23 protein-coding genes and 1 pseudogene are annotated in these 24,174 nt (G+C 73.4%); 16 read left to right on the top strand and 8 right to left on the bottom strand.

Annotation, left to right across the window (positions count from 1 at the left end):
* Positions 1 to 2: 2 nt before the first annotated feature.
* Together CP970_RS42665 and CP970_RS42660 are read right to left on the bottom strand one after the other, a co-directional pair.
* Positions 3 to 1,535: an FGGY-family carbohydrate kinase gene (locus CP970_RS42665; RefSeq protein ID WP_150494672.1), complete on the bottom strand. Its 1,533-nt coding sequence runs from the start codon at positions 1,533 to 1,535 to the stop codon at positions 3 to 5.
* A pseudogene (locus CP970_RS42660) lies at positions 1,532 to 2,624 on the bottom strand (protein kinase family protein). Before CP970_RS42660 ends, CP970_RS42665 begins: the two are co-directional and overlap by 4 nt.
* Positions 2,625 to 2,718: 94 nt before the next feature.
* Between CP970_RS42660 and CP970_RS42655 the strand changes: the two are divergent.
* On the top strand, positions 2,719 to 3,225 hold the full coding sequence (locus tag CP970_RS42655) for a hypothetical protein (RefSeq protein WP_224059048.1): 507 nt from the start codon (positions 2,719 to 2,721) through the stop codon (positions 3,223 to 3,225).
* On the opposite strand, the gene CP970_RS42650 is transcribed toward CP970_RS42655, so the two are convergent.
* Positions 3,127 to 3,624, bottom strand: a complete 498-nt coding sequence (locus CP970_RS42650; RefSeq protein WP_224059046.1) for a GNAT family N-acetyltransferase — start codon at positions 3,622 to 3,624, stop codon at positions 3,127 to 3,129. The genes CP970_RS42655 and CP970_RS42650 overlap by 99 nt on opposite strands.
* Before the next feature lie 244 nt (positions 3,625 to 3,868).
* Here CP970_RS42650 and CP970_RS42645 point away from each other — a divergent pair, with 244 nt between their 5' ends.
* The gene (locus CP970_RS42645) at positions 3,869 to 4,096 is read left to right on the top strand and encodes a hypothetical protein (protein ID WP_150494671.1); all 228 of its coding nucleotides are present in this window, start codon (positions 3,869 to 3,871) and stop codon (positions 4,094 to 4,096) included.
* A gap of 118 nt (positions 4,097 to 4,214) precedes the next feature.
* On the opposite strand, the gene CP970_RS42640 is transcribed toward CP970_RS42645, so the two are convergent.
* Together CP970_RS42640 and CP970_RS42635 are read right to left on the bottom strand one after the other, a co-directional pair.
* Positions 4,215 to 5,336, bottom strand: coding sequence for a tetratricopeptide repeat protein (locus CP970_RS42640; RefSeq protein ID WP_224059044.1), 1,122 nt, complete (start codon positions 5,334 to 5,336; stop codon positions 4,215 to 4,217).
* Positions 5,333 to 6,616 (bottom strand): ATP-binding protein, encoded by a 1,284-nt coding sequence (locus CP970_RS42635; protein WP_150494668.1) that lies wholly within the window; start codon positions 6,614 to 6,616, stop codon positions 5,333 to 5,335. Before CP970_RS42635 ends, CP970_RS42640 begins: the two co-directional genes overlap by 4 nt.
* A 140-nt stretch (positions 6,617 to 6,756) precedes the next feature.
* Between CP970_RS42635 and CP970_RS42630 the strand changes: the two genes are divergently transcribed.
* Both CP970_RS42630 and CP970_RS42625 read left to right on the top strand, forming a co-directional pair.
* The gene (locus tag CP970_RS42630) at positions 6,757 to 8,484 is read left to right on the top strand and encodes an ABC transporter ATP-binding protein (protein ID WP_150494666.1); all 1,728 of its coding nucleotides are present in this window, start codon (positions 6,757 to 6,759) and stop codon (positions 8,482 to 8,484) included.
* On the top strand, positions 8,481 to 10,391 hold the full coding sequence (locus CP970_RS42625) for an ABC transporter ATP-binding protein (RefSeq protein ID WP_079043872.1): 1,911 nt from the start codon (positions 8,481 to 8,483) through the stop codon (positions 10,389 to 10,391). Before CP970_RS42630 ends, CP970_RS42625 begins: the two co-directional genes overlap by 4 nt.
* A 27-nt stretch (positions 10,392 to 10,418) precedes the next feature.
* Here CP970_RS42625 and CP970_RS42620 read toward each other — a convergent pair whose 3' ends face one another.
* Together CP970_RS42620 and cobF are read right to left on the bottom strand one after the other, a co-directional pair.
* Positions 10,419 to 10,670, bottom strand: coding sequence for a hypothetical protein (locus tag CP970_RS42620; RefSeq protein WP_055553279.1), 252 nt, complete (start codon positions 10,668 to 10,670; stop codon positions 10,419 to 10,421).
* Positions 10,671 to 10,787: 117 nt separating this feature from the next.
* Positions 10,788 to 11,576 (bottom strand): precorrin-6A synthase (deacetylating), encoded by a 789-nt coding sequence (cobF, locus tag CP970_RS42615; RefSeq protein ID WP_055553277.1) that lies wholly within the window; start codon positions 11,574 to 11,576, stop codon positions 10,788 to 10,790.
* A gap of 86 nt (positions 11,577 to 11,662) precedes the next feature.
* On the opposite strand from cobF, the gene cpt reads away from it, so the two are divergent.
* The 3 genes from cpt (at position 11,663) to CP970_RS42600 (ending at position 14,475) form a co-directional block, all read left to right on the top strand.
* Positions 11,663 to 12,208, top strand: coding sequence for a chloramphenicol phosphotransferase CPT (gene cpt / locus CP970_RS42610; protein ID WP_055553275.1), 546 nt, complete (start codon positions 11,663 to 11,665; stop codon positions 12,206 to 12,208).
* Positions 12,209 to 12,279: 71 nt separating this feature from the next.
* Complete coding sequence (locus tag CP970_RS42605) at positions 12,280 to 12,825, top strand: tellurite resistance TerB family protein (protein WP_055553273.1); 546 nt, start codon at positions 12,280 to 12,282, stop codon at positions 12,823 to 12,825.
* Between the two features lie 243 nt (positions 12,826 to 13,068).
* Complete coding sequence (locus CP970_RS42600; RefSeq protein WP_055553271.1) at positions 13,069 to 14,475, top strand: DEAD/DEAH box helicase; 1,407 nt, start codon at positions 13,069 to 13,071, stop codon at positions 14,473 to 14,475.
* A gap of 16 nt (positions 14,476 to 14,491) precedes the next feature.
* Here CP970_RS42600 and CP970_RS42595 read toward each other — a convergent pair whose 3' ends face one another.
* Entirely contained in the window at positions 14,492 to 15,175 is a 684-nt protein-coding gene (locus CP970_RS42595; RefSeq protein ID WP_055553268.1) for a GntR family transcriptional regulator, read from the bottom strand.
* Positions 15,176 to 15,290: 115 nt separating this feature from the next.
* Between CP970_RS42595 and CP970_RS42590 the strand changes: the two genes are divergently transcribed.
* The 9 genes from CP970_RS42590 to CP970_RS42545 all read left to right on the top strand — a co-directional run bounded on the left by CP970_RS42590 (position 15,291) and on the right by CP970_RS42545 (position 23,973).
* Positions 15,291 to 16,331, top strand: a complete 1,041-nt coding sequence (locus CP970_RS42590) for a phosphoglycerate dehydrogenase (RefSeq protein WP_224059040.1) — start codon at positions 15,291 to 15,293, stop codon at positions 16,329 to 16,331.
* A gap of 80 nt (positions 16,332 to 16,411) precedes the next feature.
* Positions 16,412 to 17,203, top strand: a complete 792-nt coding sequence (locus tag CP970_RS42585; RefSeq protein WP_055553266.1) for a hydroxypyruvate isomerase family protein — start codon at positions 16,412 to 16,414, stop codon at positions 17,201 to 17,203.
* Positions 17,200 to 17,838 carry a hypothetical protein gene (locus CP970_RS42580; RefSeq protein WP_055553263.1) on the top strand — a complete coding sequence of 213 codons (639 nt, stop codon included), beginning with the start codon at positions 17,200 to 17,202 and terminating at the stop codon, positions 17,836 to 17,838. The genes CP970_RS42585 and CP970_RS42580 overlap by 4 nt, the downstream gene beginning before the upstream one ends.
* Complete coding sequence (gene otnK, locus CP970_RS42575) at positions 17,826 to 19,136, top strand: 3-oxo-tetronate kinase (RefSeq protein ID WP_055553261.1); 1,311 nt, start codon at positions 17,826 to 17,828, stop codon at positions 19,134 to 19,136. The genes CP970_RS42580 and otnK overlap by 13 nt, the downstream gene beginning before the upstream one ends.
* Positions 19,133 to 20,470: a class II aldolase/adducin family protein gene (locus CP970_RS45360; RefSeq protein WP_079043870.1), complete on the top strand. Its 1,338-nt coding sequence runs from the start codon at positions 19,133 to 19,135 to the stop codon at positions 20,468 to 20,470. Before otnK ends, CP970_RS45360 begins: the two co-directional genes overlap by 4 nt.
* Entirely contained in the window at positions 20,467 to 21,816 is a 1,350-nt protein-coding gene (locus CP970_RS42560; protein ID WP_055553259.1) for an SLC13 family permease, read from the top strand. The genes CP970_RS45360 and CP970_RS42560 overlap by 4 nt, the downstream gene beginning before the upstream one ends.
* A gap of 13 nt (positions 21,817 to 21,829) precedes the next feature.
* Entirely contained in the window at positions 21,830 to 22,069 is a 240-nt protein-coding gene (locus tag CP970_RS42555; protein WP_055553257.1) for a hypothetical protein, read from the top strand.
* A 66-nt stretch (positions 22,070 to 22,135) separates the two neighbouring features.
* Positions 22,136 to 22,876: a response regulator transcription factor gene (locus tag CP970_RS42550; RefSeq protein WP_317987179.1), complete on the top strand. Its 741-nt coding sequence runs from the start codon at positions 22,136 to 22,138 to the stop codon at positions 22,874 to 22,876.
* On the top strand, positions 22,873 to 23,973 hold the full coding sequence (locus CP970_RS42545) for a sensor histidine kinase (RefSeq protein WP_063806201.1): 1,101 nt from the start codon (positions 22,873 to 22,875) through the stop codon (positions 23,971 to 23,973). Before CP970_RS42550 ends, CP970_RS42545 begins: the two co-directional genes overlap by 4 nt.
* Positions 23,974 to 24,174 lie beyond the last annotated feature (201 nt).

The raw sequence follows: 24,174 nt of genomic DNA, 5'->3' as shown, positions 1-24,174 counted from the left end.
CCTCAGGCGTCCCGGGAGCGCGCGTCGTCCGCGCGCTGCCGGGACGCGAGGACGTGCGCGGCCTCGCGGGTCGCCGGATACAGGTCCAGATAGAGCCCGTAGAGCTCGTCGTAGACCGCCGAAGCGGCGGGATCAGGGGCGACCACTTCGACCGTCGGATTCCAGTGCGCGATGTCGCGGGGCCCGGCGAGCCCCGCGCCGACGGCCGCGAGGAACGCGTCGCCGTACGCGGCACCGATGGTGTGCCGCGGCAGGTGCTGCGCGCGTCCGGTGACGTCGGAGACGATCCGCGTCCACAGCGCGCGAGCGCCGCCCCCGACCGCCACGAGGCGTTCGGCGGCGGCACCCGTCTCCCTCATGGCGGCGAGATTGTGCCGCACGCCGTACGCGGTGGCCTCCAGCGCCGCCCGGTACAGGTGACCCCGCCCGTGCCGCAGCGTCAGACCGTGCACGAGCCCGCGGGCGTCGGGGTCGAAGAGCGGGGTGCGCTCCCCCGCGAAGTACGGCAGCATCACGAGCCCTTCGGCACCGGGCGGCAACTCACCCGCCTCTGACGTGAGTTGCTCGTACGACGAACCGGTCAGGTCCCGCAGCCACCCGGTGACCGCGCCGGACGTCGCCATGCCCGCCGCGAGGCAGTAGGTGCCCTCGAACGCACCCGCCGTACCCCACAGACGCGGGCTGGTCAGCGGCTTCGCCAGGATGCCGATCACGAACATCGTCGTGCCGTACATCAGCATGACGTCACCCGGGGCGGCGACGCCGACGCCCGCCGCCTCCGCCCAGGCGTCGACGGTGCCCGCGACGACGGGAGTGCCCGCGGGGATGCCGGTGAGGACCTCGGCGTCGCGGGTCACGCCGCCCACGACCTCGCTGGGCCAGACCAGCTCGGGCCACTGGAGGCCCGGCGCGATCTCGTCGCAGCGCTCTTCGATCCAGGCGCGGGCCGCCAGGTCGTACAGCGGCGTGCACTGGCTCGCCGAGTGGTGGTCGAGGACGTACCGCCCGGTGAGCCGGTGCACGAGGTACGAACTGGCCATGTACCAGCGGCTGGTGGACCCGTACACCTCGGGCTCGTGGCGACGCAGCCATGCCAGTTTGGGGCCGATCGCCTGGCTGGTCAGGGGTGAGCCGCAGCGGCGGATGATCTCCTCGGGGCCGTAGCGCTCGTTCTGCTCGGTGATCTCGTCGACCGCCCGCGTGTCCACGCCGTACAGAATGGCCGCGCGCACCGGCCTGCCCCGCGCGTCCGCGGGCAGCACACAGGGCCCGATGCCGCTGACCCCGACCGCGGCGAGGGACTCCCCCGCTGGCACCTGTGCCGTCAACTCCCTTGCCAGGGAACGGAAGTCGTCCCACCACACCGCGTCCGCGTCGTGCTCGAACCAGCCGGGCCGCGGCGTGGCCGTCGCGTGCTCACGCCGCGCCTCGGCGACGAGCGTGCCGTCGGTCCTGGTGAGGACGCCCTTGGCGGAGGACGTGCCGATGTCGATGCCGAGCAGCAGGCCGGGAGCGACGGCCGGTGTCGTGGTCACGGGGTCCTCCGGTGCGAGGGGGCGGTGGGTCGGCGGGCGCGTTCGATCTCGCGTGCCGGGAACGGTGTCCGCTTGCTCTCGGTGAGCAGGCCGCGGTGGAAAGAGTTCAGGACGAGAGCGGTGCGGGCGTGCCGTTCGATGATGGCCGCGGTCTCGGGCGGTATGCCGTCCGGGCGCCGGTCCGCGATCCAGTCGCGCAGGAAGGCGTCGCGGTCCGCCGCGCCCCGTACAGCGTCGAGCAGGTGGTGGTTGAGGAGGAAGGCGGCGGTGTAGCAGTGGTCGTACGCGAGGTGGTCCGTGAGGAACCGGCTCTCCTCCCGCGACAGGTCGAAGCCGGAGCTCAGGGCGAGCCCGAAGTCGGCGAAGTAGAGCAGGCGGCCGTCGGTCAGGACGTTGGCGAAGTGGGCGTCGAAGTGCACGAGTCCGCGGGAGCTCATGAAGGCGGCGCCGCGCGCGAGTTCTTCCTCGATCCAGGCGGGAGGCGGGCCGCCGCCCTCCGTCGGTTCGTCACCGGCCGCGTCGCGGGCGGCCAGCCATCCGGCGAGGGTGTGCGGCACGTGTTCCAGGAAGAGCACCAGGCTGAACGACGCGCCGCCGATGGCCTCCAGGCGATCACGGACGGCCGGTGATCCCTCCCAGTGGGCGACGGCCCCGCCAGGCCCCGAACTCGTCGGTGAACCCTTCGGGAGGCCTGTCGGGCAGAATCCGCCAGTGGTACGTCAGCGGGAACCCCGCGTAGGCGTCGCCGAGCACCCAGTTGGTGGTCATGGTGTGCGCGGCGAGCTCCCGCCAGGCGCCGAATCCCGCCGAGCCCACCCCGTACTGGTAGAACGTCGGCAGCCCGAAGACGTTCGCCGTCGACCGCACGTTCGCGGGTCGCAGCTCGACGTCCGTCAGGGGGACCCGCTTGACGAAGACCCGCGTCCCGGCGACGTCCAGCTCCGCCGACCTGCCGCCGATGCCCTCGCCGAGCGGGACGGCGGCAGCAACAGCCTCGCCGAGCCGGTGGTCGCTCAGCAGGGCGAGCCGGGTGCTCACCTCCTCGTAGCGCGCCAGGCGCGCGGCACGCAGCGGATCCCGCTCGGACATCGGCATCGGCATCGGCGGCATGTTTCGGGCTCTCCCTGGTCAATGTGGCGTTGGTGCCGCATGATGGCGCACATGATCACGTACCGAAAGGCCGATGCCCCGTAACCGGCCCGGCGCGCTGCGCGCCGCCCAGCTCATCCCTGGTGCCGCCCCTCGCGCCACCCCACGCGCCGACCCTCGCGCTCCGCGGAGTGCACCCCCGACCCGTGTCCACGGCCTCTCGGCCAGGACCAGCGACGCGATAGACCGGGTGGAGAGGCTCTCCGGCGACTACTACCTCTACCCGGGCGCCACCGACCGCGCGTTGCGGGAGTACCGGGCGTTCCTGCGGCCGACGGGGCGGCGCCCCCTGTATCCGCGGGTCGCGCAGTGCTCGTGCCGCGGCTGCTCGTTCGACGACGTACGGCACGCCCGGGACGTACTGGACCAGGTCCTGCGGCAACTGCCTCCCCGGCCGCGCGCCGAACTCGTGCGCCGGGTACGGCCGTTGGACGCGGTGTACCTAGAGCGGACGCTGCCCGATCCGTTCGCCCGGCAGCGGCAGTACCGTGCCGACCTCTGGTGGCGCCGCCGTCTCGCGAGCGGCGCGGAGGGTGGGTGAGGCCGACGTCGGCGAGGCGATGGTGATCCAGTAGCGGCGCTTGACCCCCGTTTCGGTGCTGCGCACGTCTTCGAGGACGCCGCCGTTGCGTTCGATGGTGCGCGCCGAGCCGACGTTGCCGTCGTCGCAGGTGAGGAGGACACGGTCCAGACCGAACTCCGGCGCCTTGAGCAGCACCGCCCCCAGTGCCCACGAGGCGAGACCGCGTCGCCTGGCGGAGGGCCGGACGCTGTAGCCGATGTGTCCGCCGCCTTCCAGCAGGAAGGCGTTCAGGGAGTGCCGCAGGTCGATCGCCCCGAGGTACGTCTCGCCGTCGGCGATCCACCAGTGGGTCGCGTGGACGCTCCCCTCACCGACGGGCCGCGACCGGTCCGCCTGCCGTCGCAGCCGCTCGGCCACGCGGCGAAGCCCTCCGGGCTTTCGAGGTCGTCGTCGCCGACCAGTCGCAGACCGGCCCCGTCCTGATGCGCATCGGGCTCCCACTCGTCGCGCGCCGCGAGCCATGAGGAGTGCAGCCGCGGCGTGGGAGCGATCAGTTCAGCCATGCGGCGGACCATAACACCCGGCCAATCCGACCGGCAGATCACTACGAACCCCCAACTGACCGACAACTCATGGGAATTCAGGAAGTAAGGAGCTATCCATGCCGCGCAACACCACCACGCCGCGCCGCGGGCGGGTCAGGCGGCTCGCCGTCGCCCTCGCGACCGCCGGTGTCCTCGCGGGCGGCGCGTTCGCCGTGACGAGCCCGGCCAGTGCCTCCACCTTCTGCGGAGACACGGGGGACGGCGGTTACGGGTGCGTGATCGACCAGGGGGACGGCACGTTCAAGATGGTCAACAGCCACGGGGACATCGTCTACAACTGGTGACGTCACACGTCTGACAAGCGGACGGGCGGACAAGCAGACGGGCAGACCGCGACCGGCCATCGCCGGTGTGCGTCCGCCCGTCCGTCGTACCGGGCCCGCCGAGCGTGCCGAGCGGGTCCTAGCCGGTCTTCTTCCTGTCGAACCAGATCGTGGCCGCCGTCGGGGCGAGTCCCGCCCAGAAGATGAGCTGCGGCACCGAGCGTTCCGTCCAGGGGATCTCCGCGATCAGCAGGGCGCAGAGCATGGCCCAGGCCGCCTGGGCCACGACGACGCGGGCCCAGCGGCCGCGGCGGATCAGGGAGCGGGCGTTGAGCTGGACACCCGCGCGCAGTCGCCGGTAGCGGCGCACGGCGCCGAAGGCCCAGATCGCGGCCATGACCACGAGGACCCAGAGGCGCTGGCCCACCGGAATGGGCAACTCCGGGGCGGGCTCTTCGGCGGAGGGGAAGAGGTTGACCATGGCGCCCGCCGCGACCACGCAGATCACCGCGAGCCAGCGCGTGCCGCGCAGCAGGCGGTAGGTGGCGTGGTCGAGTTGCTGGCGCATGACCGGGGATCCCGGGTCCGCGGCGAGCGCGTCCGCGTACAGGTCGGCGGCCTGGCCCGCGCCCACTCCCGGCGCCTCGGCGGCCCGCTTGGTCTGGCGGGCGAGCGCCTCGGCGTGCGTGGGATCGATGCGGAGGATGGCCTCGTCGAGCTGATTGGCGACCGTGCCGTTGCCCGCCATGCTCGCGATGCGGTGGGCGATCTCGTGGACGTAGACGTTCTCGGGGCCCAGGCGCAGTGCCTCCATGGCCAGTTCGGCCGCCTCGCCGGAGAGCCGGTCGACGTCCTGGGTGCTGAGCTGCCTGGCGCCGGACTCCTTGGCGTACTGGACCAGGGCGGCGCGCCACACGGCGTCGGCGAGCATCGCGTACGCGAACGGGTCCTGCGGGGCGACCCGTATCAGCTCGCGCAGGACGGGCTGGACGTGCAGCCAGCCGTTGTCGCGCACCATCGCCTGGGCGCTCAGCCTGAGCGCGCCGTAGTCCTCGGGGTCCAGCTTGAGCGCTTCGGCCGCCGCCTCCTTCGCCTGCTCCACACGCTCCGTGTTGAGGTGGCAGTAGCCGATGCTGACCCAGGCCCTTATGTCTCCGGGGTCCTCCGCGAGACGGCGGCCGAGGAGGGCTCCCGCCTGGTCGTAGCGTTCGAGTTCGAGCAGCGCCTGGGCCTGCTCGACGGTCGGGTGCAGCGTGCTCACAGCTTCCGCTTCTTCTTCAGGTAGGTGATCAAGTCGTCGTACGTGCCGCCGTCGTTGGCGTACATGGCGACGTTGCGCGCGGTGGCGAACCACGGCTCGGAGGAGGGCACGGTCTGCTTCGCGGCCCCCAGCAGGTCCTTCATGCCGATCATGCGGACCGTGCCGGTACGCGCCGAGTCGAGCAGCGCGGTCTCCGCCGCCGCCTCGCACACGTGGGCGAGGTCGGCGCCCGAGAGGCCGTCGGTGACCTTGACGAGCTTGCCGAGGTCGACGTTCTCGACGGGGCGTTCCTTCAGGTGGTAGCGGAGGATCGCCTCGCGGGCCTGGGCGTCGGGCGGCAGCACGAGCAGTGTGCGGTCCAGGCGTCCGGGCCTGCGCAGCGCGATGTCCACGTCCCAGGGGACGTTGGTGGCGGCGAGCACGAACACGCCTTCGTTGGCCGCGGAGTCGATGCCGTCCAGCTCGGTGAGGAGCTGGTTGACGGTGTTGCGCAGGCCGCTGTGCTGGGTGCGGCTGCGCTTGGCGCCCAGTGCGTCGAGCTCGTCCAGGAAGATCACGCACGGGGCCTGGCGGCGGGCGGCCTGGAAGATCTCGTGCATGTTCCGTTCGGAGTTGCCGATCCACATGTCGAGCACGTCGTTGACCGACACGGACAGGAACCCCGCCCCGAGTTCACCGGCGATCGCACGGGCGATGAACGTCTTGCCGCAGCCGGGCGGCCCGTACAGGAGGAGTCCGCCGCGCAGGCTCTTGCCGTACAGCTTGCGCAGCTCGGGGTTGCGCATGGGCGCGAGGAACGCGGCCTCCAGGCGCTCCTTGACCTCCCGCATGCCGCCGACGTCGGCGAGGCGGATCGTGCCGGGGGCGTCGGGGCCGCTGACGTCCCAGGCCTCCGCGTCGCCGGGATCGCCGCTGCCGTCGGCGGTCAGGGGCGGCTCGACGGACTCGACGAAGCGGGGCGGGAGCACGTCGCCGACCTGGTCGGCGGCGGCCCGCCAGTCGAAGCCGGTGCGAGGGGCGGGTGCCGGGGCCGACGCGGACGGGTGGTGTTCCACCGAGGCCGCGGGGGCGGCGGGCCCGCTCATCGCCCGCATCATCAGCGCCCGGACCTGTTCGTCCCCCGGCGCGTGCTGCAGCGCGACCGCCGCCTCCGTGACCGCGGCGTCCTGCCGCCCCTCGGCCAGCAACAGCTCGGCCAGGTGCAGGCGTAGGGGTACGTCGCCGGGGGCCGCGTCGACGGCCGTGCGCAAGCTCTGTATGAGCGGGGAGTCCTCGGGCATGCGGATACTTTATGTACATGCCGATCTTGGCCCCCTGCCGGGCCCGATCCGGTCGTCGCACCCCAGCTCTCCCCTGTTCAGGATCATCAGGTTAGCCTTACCTGACTTTTCGGGGTGGGGCTGTGGAAAGAGAGAGCAGAATGCACGACGACGCACGCCGGAGCGGGCGTGATGTCCTGCGGGGCGTGGTGGCGGGTGAGCGGCGTCGCGTCGCGGCGGGCTGCGTGCTCGGCGCCTCGCACCAGATCGGCGAGGCGCTCATCCCCGTTCTCATCGGCGTCATCGTCGACCGCGCGATCGTCCACCCCGACGTCGCCTCCTTCGCGCGCTGGGCGCTGGTCCTCGCCGTCGTCTACGTCTTCCTCTCCGGCGGCTTCCAGCTCGGCTCCCGCGCCGGGGAGTACGCCAAGGAGTACGCGGGGCACAGCCTGCGGATGCGCCTGATGCGCCGGGTGCTCGACCCGCGCGGCGGTGCCTCCACCGGGCGGCCGCCCGGTGCCCTGGTCAGCGTGGCCACCGAGGACGCCCGGCGGGCGGGCTCGGTCGCCTTCGTGCTGCCGCTCGGCTTCTCGGCGGCCGTCGGCCTGGCGGCCGGAGCGATCCTGCTGCTGCGCGCCTCCGTCCCGCTCGGCCTGCTCATCCTGCTCGGCACCCCCGTGCTCATGGGGCTCGGTCAGCTGCTCGCCCGTCCGCTCGAACACCGCAGCCACGCCGAACAGGAGCGCGCGGCCCACGCATCGGGCGTGGCCGCCGACCTGGTCGCGGGGGTGCGCGTGCTCCAGGGCCTCGGCGCCCAGCGTGCCGCGTCGGACCGCTACCGGCTCACCAGCCGCGCCTCGCTCGACGCCACGGTGCGCGCGGCGCGCGCCGAGGCGGTGCAGACCGGCCTGATGCAGGCGTTGACCGGCGTGTTCATCGCGCTGGTCGCACTGGTGGGCGGGCGGCTCGTGCTGTCAGGCAGCATCGGGCTCGGCGAGCTGGTGGCGGCCGTGGGTCTCGCCCTGTTCATTCCGGGCCCGCTGCAGGTGATCTCGTGGATGGCCGCGGAGGTCGCCCGCTCCCGCGCCTCCGCGGGCCGCGTCGCCGAGGTGCTCGCCACGCCGGGGGACATCGCCGGGACAGGCGCCGCTGCCGGGGCCAAGGACCCCGCCGATTCCGCTGCCCCGGGTGGTGACGGCGCCCCGCGCGGCTCCCTGCGTCTGTCGGGGCTCGTCCACGAGGGGCTCGACGGCGTCGATCTGACCGTCGCCCCCGGCGAGTTCGTCGGCGTCGTCGTCACGGAGCCCGCCCACGCGGACACCCTCGTCCGCTGCCTCGCGCGCCGCGTGGACCCCGATGCGGGCCGCCTCGAACTGGACGGCGTGCCGTTCACCGACCTCGCGCCGCGCAGCCTGCGCTCCCGCGTCCTCGTCGCCGAGCACGGTGCCGAACTGTTCGCCGGATCGCTCCGGGACAACATCACGGCCATCGGCGCCAGCACCCACCCGGCAGCGGCGGCAGCGCGCGCCGACGAGGTCGCCGCGTCGTTGCCCGGCGGTCTCGACGCGCCGGTCGGCGAGCGCGGCAGGTCCCTGTCGGGCGGACAGCGCCAGCGCGTGGCGCTCGCCCGCGCCCTTGCCGCCGACCGTGACGTCCTGGTCGTGCACGACCCGACCACGGCCATCGACGCCGCGACCGAGTCCCGCATCGCCACCGGCATCCGCGAGCTCCGGCGCGGCCGGACCACCATCCTCGTCACCAGCAGCCCCGCGCTGCTCGCCGTCGCCGACCGGGTCGCCCTCATCGACGGCGGCAGGCTCGCCGACGAAGCGCCCCACGAGGAACTGGTGCGGCGCAGCTCCCTCTACCGGACGGCGGTCCTCGCATGAGCGCGACATCCAGGGTTCAGGACACCGAGCCCATCGAGCCGACCGGACCCGTCGAGCCGACCGAGGTCTCCGAGGCCACCGACCGTCCCGTACCGCCGGAAGCGCCGGACCCCTCGACCGCCCCCGCGACGGATCTGCTGCCCACCGCCACCGGCCGCAGGACCCGCGCCGCCGCGCTCGAACTGCTGCGCCCCGACCGGAGTCTGGCCGTGCGGTCCGGGCTCGTACTGGTCGCCGCGACCGCCGTCGGGCTGCTCACCCAGCCCTTGCTCGGCCGGATCGTGGACCTGGTGACCGATGCCGCCAAGGGCACGGGCACCGTGTCGCCCAACGTGCTGACGCTGCCCGTCGTGCTGCTCGCCGTCGTGGCGCTCGTGCAGGGAGCGGCGACCTCGCTGGGCATGAGCATGGTCGCCAAGCTGGGCGAATCCGTGCTCGCCCGGGTGCGCGAGCGGTTCGTCGAACGTGCCCTGAACCTGCCCGCCGACCGCATCGAACGCGCGGGCGCGGGAGACCTCACCGCGCGCGTCACCGACGACGTGGCCCGCATGTCGGAGGCGGTCCGTTCGGCGCTGCCCGAGCTGGCCCGCTCCTCGCTGACGATCGTGCTGACCCTGGTCGCCCTGGCCGTCCTCGACTGGCGCTTCCTGCTCGCGGCGCTGCTCGCCGTACCCGTACAGGCGTGGACAGCCCACTGGTACGTACGCAGGGCCATCCCGCTCTACTCGCGTCAGCGCATCGCGACCGGCGCGCAGCAGCAGCAACTCCTGGAGACGATCGGCGGGGCCGACACCGTGCGCGCCCACCTCCTGGAGGACGAGCACACCGAGCGCGTCGCCGACCGCTCCCGCGAGGCGGTCGGCCTGCGGCTGCGCGGCGTACGCCTGGTGCTCGGGTTCTACGGGCGGCTGCACATCGGCGAGTACATCGGTCTGGTCGGCGTCCTCTTCGCCGGGCTCGTCCTGGTCCGCGAGGACGCCGTCTCGGTGGGCACCGCGACGGCCGCCGCGCTCTACTTCCACAACCTCTTCGGGCCGATCAACGCGGCCCTCGTGCTGCTCGACGACGCCCAGTCGGCGACCGCGGGCCTGGCCCGGCTCGTGGGCGTCACGGATCTGCCCGACGAGACGGAGGCCGAGCGCGGGGCCGTGCCCGGATCGGCCGCGGGCCCGGACGACGCCTTCGTCTCCGTGCGCGGCGTCAGCCACTCCTACACCACCGGGTCCCCCGTCCTGCACGACGTCGATCTCGCCCTGCGCGAGGGCGAACACGTCGCGCTCGTCGGCACCAGCGGCGCGGGCAAGAGCACCCTCGCGCGGATCCTCGCCGGGGTGCAGCCGCCCACGCACGGCGATGTCCGGTCGGCGGACCGCGCCGACGGCAGGCCCGCGGCCGTGCTCGTCTCGCAGGAGCTGCACGTCTTCGCCGGAACGCTCGCCGAGGACCTGCGCCTGGCGCGCCCCGGCGCGACGGACGAAGAGCTGCGGGCGGCGCTCGCCACCGTCGACGCGCTGGCCTGGGCCGAAGCGCTGCCGGACGGTCTGAACACCGTCGTCGGTGAGGGGGCGCAGAGCCTCGACGCGGCCAAGGCACAGCAACTGGCCCTGGCCAGGCTGGTGCTCGCCGATCCGCTCGTCGCCGTCCTCGACGAGGCGACGGCGGAGGCGGGCAGCGCGGGCGCACGTCTTCTGGAACGGTCCGCGCGGGCGGCGCTCGACGGGCGCACCGCGCTGATCGTCGCCCACCGCCTGACGCAGGCCGCCACCGCCGACCGGGTCGTGGTGCTCGAACACGGCCGGGTCGTCGAGAGCGGTCCGCACGAGCGGCTCAAGGACGCGGGCGGCGCCTACGCCACGCTGTGGGCCGCCTGGTCCGGCAAGCGCGACGCCGCCCCGGCCCACGACTGAGGCTGACGGGAACAGCCCGGCCGGGGTTCAGCTCGACGCCGGGCAGGCGGTGAGGTCGGCGGGGTGGCCGGGGCCGAGGAAGACCGCCACGTCGGACCCGCCGGGAGCGGGTTGGCCGACCTGCCGCCAGCCCAGGCGCCCGCCGTGCGCGTCCGCGCGGACGGCGACCTCGTCGATCTCCTGGCTCCGGCACAGCCAGTCGGCCGTACGCGTCGGCCCCAGGGTGGCGGCGACCTGCGGATAGGAGCGGCCGTCGGGAACGGCGACGGTGTGGTCCAAGCGGTGCAGAAGCCCCTCGTGCCGCTCCCATGGACCCCGTCGTCCCCCGCGAAGGCCACCACGGCGAGAGATGACGTTGGTCCGGCTAGAGGTGCCGTTGGTCCTCCGAAGACCGGCTCATTCGTCCGGTGACTTCGCGATGCGCAGCAGATACGTGTCCATGATCCAGCCGTGCCGGGCACGCGCCTCGGCCCGCAAGTGCCGGATGCGGTCGGCCACTTCCCCTAGCGGGCCCGCGACGAGAAGTTCGTCGGGCGTGCCGAGGTAGGCACCCCAGTAGATCCAGACGTCGTCCCCCTCCACCTGGGTGAACGACTCGTGCGCGTCCAGCATGACGACGATGTCGCCGTCGTCGTTCTGGCCCACGTCCCCGAGGCGGCGGGCCGGGGTGATGTGCAGCGGACGGCCCACCTGGTTCACCGGGATCCGGTGCCGGGCGGCGAGCGTCGACACGCTGGTGATGCCGGGAATGACCTCGACGGTCGCGGACACCGAACCCCGTTCCTCGATGTCGTTGAGGATCCCCAGCGTGCTGTCGTACAGGGACGGGTCGCCCCATACGAGGAACGCGCCGGTCTCCCCCGCGCTCATCTCCTCGCGCATCAGCCGCTCGAAGATGTCCCCGCGCCGGGTTCGCCAGTCCTGCACGGCGCTCGCGTAGTCCGAGCGGTCCATGGGGCGCCGGTCCCGGCTCGGGTCCCGCACTTCCACGACCCGGTAGGGGGCCTGCGCGTGTTCTTCCAGCATGCGGTGGCGCAGGTCCGTCAGGGCCGACTTGTCCTGTCCCTTGCCGACGACGAAGAAGACGTCGGCCCGGCGGATCGCCTTCACCGCGCCCAGGGTCAGATGGTCGGGGTCGCCCGCGCCGATGCCTATGACGAGGATCCGGCGTTGTTCTGTGGTCATGAGCTGAAGTCTCGCAGGCGCGTCCCACCGGAAAATCCCTGCGCATCGCCCGGCGCCCGCCCTACTGTGGCGCGGTGACGGTTCGGATGATCATTCTCAACGGCGGTTCCAGCTCGGGGAAGACCGGGATCGTGCGCTGCCTTCAGGACGTACTCCCGGATCCGTGGCTGGCGTTCGGGATCGACTCGCTCATCGAAGCGATGCCCGCGAAGACGCAGACGTCGGACGACGGAATCGGGTTCGACGCGGACGGCGGGGTGAACATCGGGGCGGACTTCCGCGCGCTGGAGGCGGCCTGGATGGCGGGCGTCGTGGCGATGGCCAGGTCCGGCGCGCGGGTCATCGTCGACGACGTCTTCCTCGGCGGTGCGGCGAGCCAGCAGCGGTGGCAGTGGGCCGTCGGCGAGGTGAACGCGCTGTGGGTCGGCGTCAGATGCGACAGCGAGGTCGCCGCGGCCCGTGAGGTCGCGCGGGGCGACCGCGCCAAGGGAATGGCCGCGTCCCAGGCGCGCGTGGCGCACGACGGCGTGAGTTACGACTTGGAGGTGGACACGACGCACACCGAGTCCCTGACCTGCGCTCGGACGATTGCCGCGCGGGTGAACTCCGCCCAGGAACTTCGCGTCGGGTAAAGGCGTTGCCAAGAAGACGCGCGGATCGCCGCGCGCACGTAGGAACGACACGGGTAGCCGAGGTGGCACGGATGGCGATGTGGGACAAGCTCAAGGACCAGGCCAAGGGTCTGCAGTCGCAGGGAGGACGGAGCTCCGGCGGGCACGGGACGCGCGGTTCGGGGTCCGGCGGTGGATCGAAGGCCCAGCTCGTGGGCATGCTCAAGTCCCAGCTCACCTCCCTCAAGACGGAGCTCAAGAGCGGTTCCTACCGCGACGCGAGCATGGCCATGTGTGCCCTGGTCGCGGCCGCCGACGGATCGGTGGACCCGGCCGAGCGTCAGCACGTGGAATCCCTGATCGTGCAGAACGACGTCCTGCAGAACTTCCCGCCCGAGCAGCTGCGGCAGCGGTTCAACAAGCACGTCGACCAGTTGGCGGCCAACTTCCAGCACGGCAAGACGGAGGCCATGCAGGAGATCGCCAAGGCCGCGAAGAAGCCGACGGAGGCCAAGGCGGTCGTCCAGACCGGCTTCGTCGTCGCGGGCGCCGACGGGTACATCGCCCCGGCCGAGGAGCAGGTCCTGCGTGAGGCGTGCGCCGCGCTCAACGTCTCCCCGCAGGAGTTCGGTCTCTGAGTCAGGCCGACGCCCCCGGGCCCGCATCGCACCGCACGGTGCGGGCCCGCACCGGGATGTCCCGGAGGCCGAGGCGGGCACCCCGCACGCCACTGCACCGAGCCGCCGCCCTGTCACTCCGTGTTAGCCTCAGACGTTTGCACCGTCGACGCCCGGTGACTCCGCCCGCCCGGATCCCCGCCCGCGTCGGCCCCTCATTCCTGCCGTGCCTTCCTCGGTACGTACGCCTACGGAAGGCTCGTCATGACCGACGCGGACCGCACCAGCACCACGCACGGCGACGCCACCCCGGCGCTGCCCCCGGTCGCCTCCTTCGCCGACCTCGAACTGCCCGCCGCCCTGCTGCGCACGCTCGGCGAGCAGGAGGTGCGCGAGCCCTTCCCGATCCAGGCGGCGACGCTGCCGAACGCCCTCGCGGGCCGGGACGTCCTCGGCCGCGGGCGCACCGGGTCGGGCAAGACGCTCGCCTTCGGCCTGGCGCTCCTCGCCCGTACGGCGGGTCGCCGCGCGGAGCCGAAGCAGCCGCTCGCGCTGATCCTGGTGCCCACCCGGGAGCTGGCCCAGCAGGTCACCGAGGCGCTCGCCCCGTACGCGGAGGCGCTCCGGCTGCGTCTCGCCACGGTCGTCGGCGGCATGTCGATCGGTCGCCAGGCCGCCCAGCTGCGCGAAGGGGCCGAGGTCGTCGTGGCCACGCCCGGCCGGCTGCACGACCTCATCGACCGCAAGGCCTGCCGCCTCGCCCGGGTCCGGATCACCGTCCTGGACGAGGCCGACCAGATGTGCGACATGGGCTTCCTGCCGCAGGTCACCGAGGCGCTCGACCAGGTGCCCGCCGACGGCCAGCGGATGCTGTTCTCGGCGACCCTGGACCAGGACGTCGACGGCCTGGTCCGCCGCTACCTCCACGACCCGGTCGTCCACGAGGTCGACCCGTCCGCGGGCGCGGTCACGACGATGGACCACCACGTGCTGGTCGTGCACGGCCCCGACCGGTACGCCGTCATCACGGAGATCGCCGCCCGCGACGGCCGCGTCCTGCTGTTCCTGGACACCAAGCACTCCGTGGACCAGCTCACCAAGCATCTGCGGGCCAGCGGCGTGGACGCCGCCGCGCTGCACAGCGGCAAGTCCCAGCCGCAGCGCACCCGGACCCTCGCGCAGTTCAAGGCCAGCAAGATCACCGTCCTGGTCGCGACCAACGTCGCGGCCCGCGGCCTGCACGTCGACGACCTCGATCTGGTGGTCAACGTCGACCCGCCGACCGACCCCAAGGACTATCTGCACCGCGCGGGCCGCACCGCCCGTGCCGGTGAGTCGGGCCGCGTCGTGACGCTGGTGCTCTCGGGCCAGCGCCGCGAGGTGAGCCGTCTGATGGGTGAGGCGGGCATTGAGGCGACGGTCACCAAGGTGCGTTCGGGCGAGGCGCAGCTGAGCCGGATCACCGGGGCGAGGAAGCCGTCCGGTGTCCCGCTCGACGGCGGGCCCGCCGCGCCGAAGGCCAAGAACCACAACGCGCCCTTCCGCGGCATCGGTACCAGCAAGGACGCCTCGCGCGGCACGGGTGGCACCGGTGGCAAGTCCCGCAAGTCGGGTGAGGCCCGCAAGCTCGCCGAGGCGCGCAGGGCGGCCCGGGTGCGCCGCGAAGGCTGACGGCCGCCGCCCGGCGTCAGTCCTCGTCCACCGCTTGACGGTCGGTGAGGGCCCGCGCCTTGGCGTTCTCGATGTGCCGACGCATCTTCTTCGCCGCGCCTTCCGCGTCGCCCGCCGCCATCGCCTCGTAGACGGCCGTGTGCTCCCTGGCCGGTGACTCGGCCTCCGAGGCGCCCAGTTCCGTGAAGAGCCGGAAGCGCTGCACGTGGCCGCCGAGCGAGCGGTAGGCGCTCTCCAGGAACGGGTTGTCGCACTGCGCGGCGATGCGCAGGTGGAACCGCTCGTCGGCGGCCCAGTAGGCGCGCACCGATGCCGAACGCGGCGCGTCCGCGCAGTGCTTGAGCTCGTCGATGCTCGCCTTGAGCTCGGCGAGGAACTCCGGCGTGGTGCGGCGCGCGGCCTCGTGGACCATCGCCGGTTCCAGGACGAGCCGCGCGTCCATCAGCTTGATCAGCTCGCGCTCGGTGAAGAGCGGTGCGACGCGGTAGCCCTTGAGCGCCTCGCGCCGTACCAGGCCCGTGTGTTCGAGGCGCGCGAGGGCTTCGCGGAGCGGCGTCTGACTGACGTTCAGCTCGCGGGTGAGGGCCCCGATGTTGAGGGACTGGCCGGGTGACCAGAGTCCGTCCATGAACTGCCCGAGCAGCACCTCGTACATCTTGTCGGCCAGGGGTTGCCGGGCGGACGGGCGGGTCGTAGCCATCGTGCCTCCTTCGAGGCCCGACCTTAGCGCAGCCCTTCCCTCCTCTTGATCGCGACTCGATCCTATATTATTTTGCATATCGCTATAGTATAGCGATGGATCAAGGAGGATCCCTGTGCGTGCCGACGATGCTCGTGACGACGCCCCGTGTGTGCTGGTGACCACGGCGTACCTCCAACCCGGCGGCGAGGTCGACCAGTTGCTGCGCGACGCCGGATTCCGCACCCTCTTCGCCAGGCCCGCCGACCGGGACGGGGCGGGCGAACAGGACGGGGCGGACGTGCGGTCCTTGCGCTCCGCCGTCGCCCGCGCGGCCGCCGTCGGCATCGTCGCGGGGACCGACCCGTTCACGGCCGACGTGCTGGCGGCGTCCCCCGGCTTGCGGGTCGTCGGCCGCTGCGGTGCCGGGTACGACAACGTCGACGTGGCCGCCGCCGCCCGGCTCGGCATCGCCGTGACCCACTCCCCCGGCGCCAACCGGATCGCGGTCGCCGAGCACGTGCTCGGCCTGCTCGTCGGCTGCGCGCGGGGCATCCCGCAGAGCGTCGCCGACGTACGGGCGGGCGGCTGGTCGGCGCCCAGCGGGCGGGAGTTGGCGGGTGCGACGCTCGGCGTCGTGGGGCTCGGCTCGATCGGGCGGACCGTGGCACGGCTCGGTCTCGCCATCGGCATGCGCGTGGTGGGCCACGACCCGCTCCCGGACCGCGCGTTCCTCGCGGAGACCGGTGTCGCCGCGCTGTCCCTGGACGGCGTGCTGAGCGAGGCCGACTTCGTGACGCTGCACCTCGCGCTCGACGCGTCGACCCGGCATCTGATCGACGGCGCCGCGCTGCGCCGGATGCGCCCCGGCGCGTATCTGATCAACACCGCGCGGGGCGGCGTCGTCGACGAACAGGCCCTCGCCGACGCGCTCGCCGAAGGGCGGCTCGCGGGCGCCGCCCTAGACGTGACCGAGCGGGAACCACTGCCGCCGGACTCCCCGCTACGGGCGTTCGACAACGTCCTGGTCACCGGGCACATCGCGGGCGCGACGGCCGAGGCCAGGTCGCGCTCCAGCCTGATGGCCGCCCGACAGGTGCTCGACGTGCTCGCGGGCCGGACCCCGGAACACCTCGTCGGTCCGGGGGCCGTCGCGTCGCGGGCGGGGGTGCGGTGATGACGGCAGGGCGCATACCTGTGCAGCGCTCCGCGTCAGCCTCGCGGGCCCGATCGGGGGAGCCCGCACCCGCACTGCGCGTGCCGGAAGGCCCCCTGCTCGCCGCCAACCTCAAGTGGCTCTTCACCGAGCTGCCCTTCGAGCGGCGTTTCGACGCCGCGGCCGAAGCGGGCTTCGCCGGGGTCGAGTACGCCGCCCCCTACCCGTATCCCGCCCCGCGCCTGCGCGAACTGCTGCGGGCCGCGGGGTTGCGGCAGGTGCTCATCAACTCCCCCGCCGGGGAGCCCGATGCGCCGGATCGTTCGGGGCTCGCCTGCCATCCGGGGCGTACCGCGGACTTCCGCGCGGGGATCGAGCGCGGCCTGGAGTACGCGACCGGGCTCGGCGCGGGACTGCTGCACGTCCTGGCGGGCATCGTGCCGCCTGGCGTGAGCACCGAGCGGGCCTTCGCCACCTACGTCGCCAACCTCGCCTGGGCCGCGGACCGCGCGCACGGCACCGGCGTACGGCTCGTCATCGAGGCGCAGAACGAGCGGGACGCGCCCGGTTACCTGCTGCGCACCCAGGCGCGGGCCACGGCCGTCGTCGAGGCCGTCGGCACCGACCGGTTCGGGCTGCTCCTCGACCTGTACCACGCCCAGGTCACCGAGGGAGATCTCGTCCGCACGGTGCGCGCCTGCCTGCCGTACGCGCTGCACCTCCAGATCGCCGACCCGCCCGACCGCACCGAGCCCGGCACCGGCGAGGTCCGCTGGCCGCGCGTCTTCGACGCGCTGCGCGAGGGCGGCTACGCGGGCTGGCTCGGCTGCGAGTACCGGCCCGCGCACGGCACGCGGGCCGGGCTCGGCTGGGTCGCGGAGGTGACGGCATGAACGGCACCTCCTCGTACCGTCCACGCATCGCGCTGATCAGCGCCACCCCCGCGGCGACAGGCCCTGCCGCCGCCGGGCTCGCCGACGCCTTCCCCGCGGCCGAGCCGTGGCACCTGCTCGACGACGCGCTGCTCACCGACGCCGCGGCACAGGGCGGCCTCACCCCGGCCCTCGCCGACCGGATGCGGCGGCTCATCGCGTACGCCGTACAGGGCGGCGCCCACGGCGTACTCCTGACGTGTTCGCTGTACGGGCCCCTGGCGGAGCGCGCCGACGCGGGTGTTCCGGTGCTCGCGGCGGACGCGGCGGCCTTCGACGCGGCGCTCGCCGGTGGGCACCGTCGGGTGCTCGTCCTCGCCTCGTTCGACGCGGCCCTCGACGATTCGCTGGCCCGCTTCCGCGCCGCCGCGCGTGCGGCCCACTCCCCCGTCGAGGCCGTCGGACAGGTCGTCGCCGCGGGTGAACTCCCCGATCCGGCGGGCGCGGACGCCGTACTCCTCGCCCAGTACTCGCTCGCGCCGAGGGCCGACGAGCTGTCGACCGCGCTCGGCCTGCCGGTCCACGCGGGACCGCGTGCGGCCGCCCGTGCCCTGCGCGCCCGGGTCGAGCGGGGAGGCGCGTCGTGCTCGGAGTGATCGCCGACGATGTCACCGGTGCCAGCGACGTGGCCCTCGCGCTGCGCGAGAGCGGGCTGCGGACCGTCCTGTACTTCGGGGTGCCGGGCGCCGATGTGGCACCGCCCGGCGAACCCGAGGCGGTGGTCATCGCGCTCAAGAGCCGGATGGCGCCGCCCGCCAGCGCCGTGCGGGAGTCCCTCGCGGCCCTGCGCCGACTGCGCGAACACGGCGTACGGCAGGTCTACTTCAAGTTCTGCTCGACCTTCGACTCCACCGCCCAGGGGAACATCGGGCCGGTCCTCGACGCGCTCGCGGCTGCCCTGGGCGCGCCGACGGTGCTCCTGACGCCCAGTTCGCCACAGCACGGACGTACGCAGTACGAGGGTCAACTCTTCGTGAACGGCGTGCCCTTGGCGGAGTCTCCGATGCGGGACCACCCCCTGACGCCGATGCGGGACTCGTCACTGCCCCGGCTGCTGCGGGCCCAGACCGCACGGCAGGTCGGTCTGGTGCGGTGGGACACCGTACGCGGCGGCATCGAGGCCCTGCGTGCGGCGATCGCCGATGCCGCGGGGCGCGGGGACCGCTATCTGCTTGCCGACGCGCTGACCGAGGACGATCTGCGCACGCTCGGCCGGGTCGCCGCCGACGCGCCGCTGACGGCGGGGGCGGCCGGGCTCGCCGGAGGGCTCGCGCGCGCCGTCGCGGACGAGGCTCCGGACGTGGACGAGGACGGCGATCCGCTGGACGACTGGCCCGCGGCCGTCCTGTGCGGGAGTTGCTCGGCGCGCACCCTGGAGCAGCTCGACGCCCTGCGGGCCCTGGGACGTCCGGTGCACCGGCTCGATCCCGTCGCCGATCCCGACCCGGCGGCGCTGGCGGGGCGCGCCCTCGACTGGTACGACGCGCTGCCGCCTGCCGCGCCCCTGGGAGCGCCCGTCTTCCACTCCTCCGTGCCGCCCGCTCAACTGCGCTCCATTCAGCAGGTGTTGGGGACCGATCAGGCTGCTGCCGTGCTTGAGGAGGCGACCGGACGGATCGCCGCCGGGCTCGTGGCGCGCGGGGTGCGGCGCGTGATCGCGGCGGGCGGTGAGACGTCGGGCGCCGTGGTGGCCGCGCTCGGCGTCCGCGGCGGCTGGATCGGCAGGGCCGCCGCACCCGGCGTGCCCTGGATCCGCCCGACGTCCGGCACCCCGGCCGCCCTGCTGCTCAAGTCGGGGAACTTCGGCGGCCCCGACTTCCTCGCCACCGCTTCCGCGCCGCCCCGTGATCACTCCACCGCCCCGCACGGACGACACCTTGGAGACCGTCGATGACCACTCCCCTCGCGCACCCCGCCGGGCGCGCGGCGCTCGTCGCCACCGCCCGCGCGCTGGCCGACCGCTCGCTCGTGCACGGCCGCACCGGCAACGTCTCGCTGCGCACCGGCGACGGCACGATCCTCATCACCCCGACCGGCGCCGACCTCGCGACCGTGCGCCCCTCGGACCTGTCCGTCATCGACGCGGCAGGGGCCCACCTCGAAGGACCACCGCCGTCGAAGGAGGCGTTCCTGCACGCGGCGGTGTTGCGGGCCCGACCCGACGCCCGCGCCGTGGTCCACACGCACTCCCCGTACGCCGCCGCCGTGTCGTGCCTCGACGGCCTCGACCCGGACGACGCGCTGCCGCCGCTCACCGCGTACTACGCCATGCGCGTCGGGCGGCTCCCGCTGCTCCCCTACTTCGCGCCCGGCGACGTACGGCTCGCGGCGTGCGCCGAGGAGAAGGCCCATGCGCACGCGGCGCTGCTGTTGCGCCACCACGGGCCCGTCGTGGCGGCTCCCGGTCTGGACGCGGCGCTGGAGGCCGTCGAGGAGCTGGAGCAGACGGCACGGATCCACCTGTTGCTGCGCGGCACGGACCACTCCTGCCTGACCGAGCGGCAGCGCACCGCGCTGGCTCCTTCTCACCTCCCCGTCTCTGTACGTCTGTTCAGCGCCCTCGCCATCAAGAAGGCGCTGGACGAGACCCTCCTGGAGGCGTTCACCAGCACCACCGGCATCGGCGTCGACGGCGTCTACGAGCCCACCAACGTCCTGCTCGACCAGATCGAGGCCGGGGCCCGCCCCGATGTGCTGGTGGGTGTGACGGGCGCGCTGGAGAAACTGGCCGCCGCCGGGGTGCTCGACGCCTCGTCGCTGCGGCCGCTCACCCGGGTGGGGATCGGGGTCGCCGTGCCGCGAGGGGCGCCCGCCGTGGACGTCTCCACTGCCGACGCGCTCGTACGGGCGCTGACCTCCGCGCGTTCGGTGGCGTACTCCCGTACGGGGGCCAGCGGCGTCGCGTTCGCCGCGCTCCTGGAGCGGCTCGGCATCGCGGAGGAGGTCAACTCCCGTGCCACCGTGGTCCAGAAGGGGTTCACGGCCCTCGCCCTGACGGACGGGCGCGCGGATCTGGCCGTGCAGCAGCTCAGCGAGCTGCGCTTCGTGCCCGACGCGCACATCGTGGGGCCGCTGCCCGGCGAGGTCCAGCACTACACGGACCTGTCGGTCGCCCTCGGCGCGGACGCCGCGCACCGCCCCGAGCCCGCCGCGCTGCTGCGGCACCTCACGGCCGCGCCCGCACAGGACGCGTACCGTGCGGCCGGTCTGGAAGAGCCACACCCGTGAACGCGATCCTCGCCCTGGTGGCGTTCATCGGGGTCATCATCGTGTGGAACGTGGGGTTCAAACGGAACATCGGCGAGGCCATGATCCTCGGGTTCCTCGCGAGCGCGGCGTTCGGGGGCGCGGACGCGCCACGGGTGGCGTGGGAATGCCTCGTCGAGGGACTCAAGTCGGAGATCACGTTCGCGGCCCTCGCCTTCGTCTTCGTCAGCGAACTCCTCACCCGCACCGGGCTCGTGCACCGGATGATCGACATCCTCAGCTCGCTGCTCGGCCGCCGCAAGGGCGGCTCCGCGTACGCCGCCACGGTCGCGTCCGGCCTGTTCGGCGCCGTCGCGCACAACGGCGCGGCGATCGTCGCCACCGTCGGCTCGCTGGCCATCCCGTGGATGAAGCGGTCGCGGGCCAGCGGCGAGACGGCGGCGCTCGTGCTCTCCGGCAACGCGGGGGTCGGCGCGACCTTCCCCTTCAGCGGCGCGTTCTTCGTGCTGCTCGCCGCGCCGACCGTGGTGCCGGTGCTCTCCTCGCGCGACGTGGTCGCCACCCTGTTCGTCACCGGGGCGTGGATGGTCGCGATGCGGCTCGTCATCGCGTACGTCATCGTCCGGCGGCGGGGCGTCGACGCCATGGCGCCCGGGGACATCCGGCCGCTGCGCCAGTCGTTCGGCGCGGGCTGGACCTCGCTCCTGGTCCTCGCCGCTGTCGCGGTGCCCGTCCTGCTCACGACGTCGCCGGGCCGCGACTGGGCGACGGACCGGCTCGACGGGCTCGACGCCGCCGACGCCGTGCCGCTCCTGGTGTGGCTGCCGGTGATGATGCTGATCGCCGGGCTCCTCGTGGAGCGGCGGGCGCTGCCGGGGAGCGCCGGTGACTGGTGGCGGACGCTGGGCGAGATCGGTCCGAAGCTGGGGCTCGTGGGTGTGACCATGGTGTCCGCGTTCGCGGCCTCCGAGGTCCTCGACCGGCTCGGCCTCGGCGAGCAACTCGCTCCCTACCTCGATGACTTGAAGGGTGTGCCTCCGTGGGTGGCCGCGCTCGTGGTGGGCCTGGTCATCGTCATCGTCGCGGGCCCCCTCAACACCACCTCCACACTCGCGGCCGTCGGCCCCGTCGCCTTCGCCGCGCTCACCGCCTCCGGGATCCCCGCACACGTGGCGTTCGCCGCGGTCATCGTGTGGGCCTCCTCCGAGGGCTGCTCACCACCGGGCGCCGCGCCCCTCTACGTGGCCGCGGGCATCGCCGACATCAACCCGGCGCGCATCTTCGTGCCGGTCGCCCTCTACTACCTGGTGCCGTCCTATCTGTTCGGCGTGCTGATCGCGGTGGGGGCGCTGTGGATTCCCGGCTGAAAGGAGAAGCTCCATGCGCACCTTCTTCCGTACGTTCCTCTCGGGCGCGACCCGTGTCCTCCTCGTCGCCTTCCTGCTCGGCGGCTGCGCCGTGGTGGCGGGGCAGGTCGCCGCCATCGCGACGGGCGACCGGCAGCTGATGGAACTGTTCGGCACCGACGTCACCGACGCGGCGTGCGTGGTCGCGGGGGCCGCGGGGCTGTGCTCGTTCCTCGAACTGTACGTACGGGAACCGGACGGCCCCCCATCCTAAAATCCACGTAAAAACGGGCGGTTATGCTGGGGCTTCTTGTCCGGATTCGATGGGGGGCCGTCCGAAGTGAACCGATCTGCCGTGCGTGTGATGGTGGTGGACGACGAGATTCTGGTGCGGGAGGGGCTGCGGCGCATCCTGGAGACCTTCGACGGTCTCGACGTGGTCGCGGTGTGCTCCGGGACGGCCGCCGCCGAGCAGGCCGTGCGACACCGGCCCGACGTCGTCCTGCTCGATCTGCGGATGCCCGACCGGGACGGTCTGACGGTCCTCGCCGATCTGCGGTCGCTGCCCGTACCACCCGCCGTCGCGCTGCTCACCACGTTCGACGCCGACGAGCATCTGGACGCGGCGCTGCGCGGGGGCGCCATGGGCTTCCTGCTCAAGGACACGCCTCCGGCCCAACTGGAGTACGCGGTGAAGGAGTTGGCGCGGGGCGGCAGCGTGCTCGCGCCGCGCCTCGCGCGCACGGTCGTCCGGCATTACGCACACTCCGTGGACGCTTCGGGCGCCACCGGCACCAGCACCGGGGCGCAGGATCCGGTGGCCGCGACCGGCCGGCAGGGCTCGGCAGCGCCCGACCTCACCGACCGCGAGCGGGACGTCCTCGCGCTGGTCGCCGAGGGTCTTTCCAACACCGAGATCGGGCAGCGGCTCTTCATCGGCACGACCACCGTCAAGGACCACGTCAGCGCGCTGCTGGTGAAGTTCGGGGTCGCCAACCGCGTCCAGGCCGCCGTGCACGCGCACCGTCTCGGCCTGGTCCCCGCGGACCCCGTCGTCGTCGGCGGCGCCGCGAGACGATGAGGTTGCACCGCCGCACCGCCGAGCGCGGGGTCGCGTCACTGGCCTGCGCCGAGCTGCTCACCGTCGCGGGCACCTTCGACCCGCTCGGCCTCGTCGTCTGCTCGGTGGCGCTGCTCGCCCTGCCGCTGCGCCACCGCTTCCCGCTGAGCACCCTGGCCGTGACGCTGCCCGCGACCGTCACCGAGTATCTGTGGCTGCCCGCCATGCTCGCGATGTTCGTGGTGGCCTGCCGGGCGTCGCCCCGGGTGATCGGGGGCTGCGGGGTGCTGCTGTTCGCCGCCGCGCTGGTGCCCTGGCCGCCCGCCGCGCTCCTCGACCACTCCCGGCCCGAGGTCCTGACGATGGTCGAGGGCGCGGGGCTGCTCAGCCTCGGCCCCATCGTGCTCGGCCTGCTCATCAGGACCCGCGACGAACTCAGGCACCGCCTCGCGGACCTCGCCGCCACCCAGCACCGCGAGCGGTGGCTCGAGTCCCAGCGCGCGGTGACCCGCGAGCGCGCCCGGCTCGCCAGGGACATGCACGACACCGTCTCGCACCACGTCGGCATCATCGCCGTCCAGTCCGGTGTGCTCAGCGCCACCGAGCGGGACGGCGCGCGCCGTGCGGACATCGAGGTGGTGCGCGAGCACAGCGTGCGGGCGCTTGAGGAGCTGCGCGACATGGTCGGCGTGCTGCGCGGCACGGACGCGGGGGCCGCGGCCGCCGTCGGCCGCACGCGCCTGGCGGACCTGCACGGCCTGACGGCCGAGAGCCTGCTCGACGTCGGTGTGCGCATCGCCGTGGCGCCGGGCACCAGCTGGGATCCCGCGCTGGAGGCGGTCGCCTTCCGCATCGTGCAGGAGGCACTGAACAACGTCCGCAAGCACGCTCCCGGGGCGCCGGTGCAGGTGTCCGTCCTGACACCGGAGGGGCACGACGCGCTGGTGGTGGAGGTCAGCAACGGGCCGCCGGGGACGGACAGGACCGCGCCCGCGCTGCCTGCCGGTGGCCACGGCCTGGTCGGCCTGCGCGAGCGCGCGGCGCTCGTCGGCGGCCGCGTCGTCGCCCGTCCCACCGCCGAAGGCGGCTTCACCGTACGGGCCGAACTGCCGCTGTGAGCCGCCCTCTACCCGCTCGCCGCCCGATGCGGCCCCCTCCAACTGGAGGGGGCCGGTGGACGGTTCCGGCCGCCCTACCGCCCGGGCCAGCATGGTCCCCGGCCGGAACGCCCGTGACCTGGGGTGTTCGGCCGAGACCGGACGGCGGGCCAGGACAGGACCGCCGCGACACCTCAGACGCCGCCGCCCGTACGACGGTGC

The sequence above is a fragment of the Streptomyces kanamyceticus genome (genome assembly GCF_008704495.1).
GTDB lineage: Bacteria > Actinomycetota > Actinomycetes > Streptomycetales > Streptomycetaceae > Streptomyces > Streptomyces kanamyceticus.
The sequence above is the reverse complement of the archived record's forward strand: the minus strand, read 5'-3'. Positions and strand labels throughout refer to the sequence as shown.

Coding starts and splice junctions, on each gene's coding strand:
- CP970_RS42655 (WP_224059048.1), top strand. CDS start 2,719: ATGCCCCGTAACCGGCCCGGCGCGCTGCGCGCCGCCCAGCTCATCCCT.
- CP970_RS42645 (WP_150494671.1), top strand. CDS start 3,869: ATGCCGCGCAACACCACCACGCCGCGCCGCGGGCGGGTCAGGCGGCTC.
- CP970_RS42635 (WP_150494668.1), bottom strand. CDS start 6,616: ATGCCCGAGGACTCCCCGCTCATACAGAGCTTGCGCACGGCCGTCGAC.
- CP970_RS42630 (WP_150494666.1), top strand. CDS start 6,757: ATGCACGACGACGCACGCCGGAGCGGGCGTGATGTCCTGCGGGGCGTG.
- CP970_RS42625 (WP_079043872.1), top strand. CDS start 8,481: ATGAGCGCGACATCCAGGGTTCAGGACACCGAGCCCATCGAGCCGACC.
- cobF (WP_055553277.1), bottom strand. CDS start 11,576: ATGACCACAGAACAACGCCGGATCCTCGTCATAGGCATCGGCGCGGGC.
- cpt (WP_055553275.1), top strand. CDS start 11,663: ATGATCATTCTCAACGGCGGTTCCAGCTCGGGGAAGACCGGGATCGTG.
- CP970_RS42605 (WP_055553273.1), top strand. CDS start 12,280: ATGGCGATGTGGGACAAGCTCAAGGACCAGGCCAAGGGTCTGCAGTCG.
- CP970_RS42600 (WP_055553271.1), top strand. CDS start 13,069: ATGACCGACGCGGACCGCACCAGCACCACGCACGGCGACGCCACCCCG.
- CP970_RS42595 (WP_055553268.1), bottom strand. CDS start 15,175: ATGGCTACGACCCGCCCGTCCGCCCGGCAACCCCTGGCCGACAAGATG.
- CP970_RS42580 (WP_055553263.1), top strand. CDS start 17,200: ATGAACGGCACCTCCTCGTACCGTCCACGCATCGCGCTGATCAGCGCC.
- CP970_RS45360 (WP_079043870.1), top strand. CDS start 19,133: ATGACCACTCCCCTCGCGCACCCCGCCGGGCGCGCGGCGCTCGTCGCC.
- CP970_RS42555 (WP_055553257.1), top strand. CDS start 21,830: ATGCGCACCTTCTTCCGTACGTTCCTCTCGGGCGCGACCCGTGTCCTC.
- CP970_RS42545 (WP_063806201.1), top strand. CDS start 22,873: ATGAGGTTGCACCGCCGCACCGCCGAGCGCGGGGTCGCGTCACTGGCC.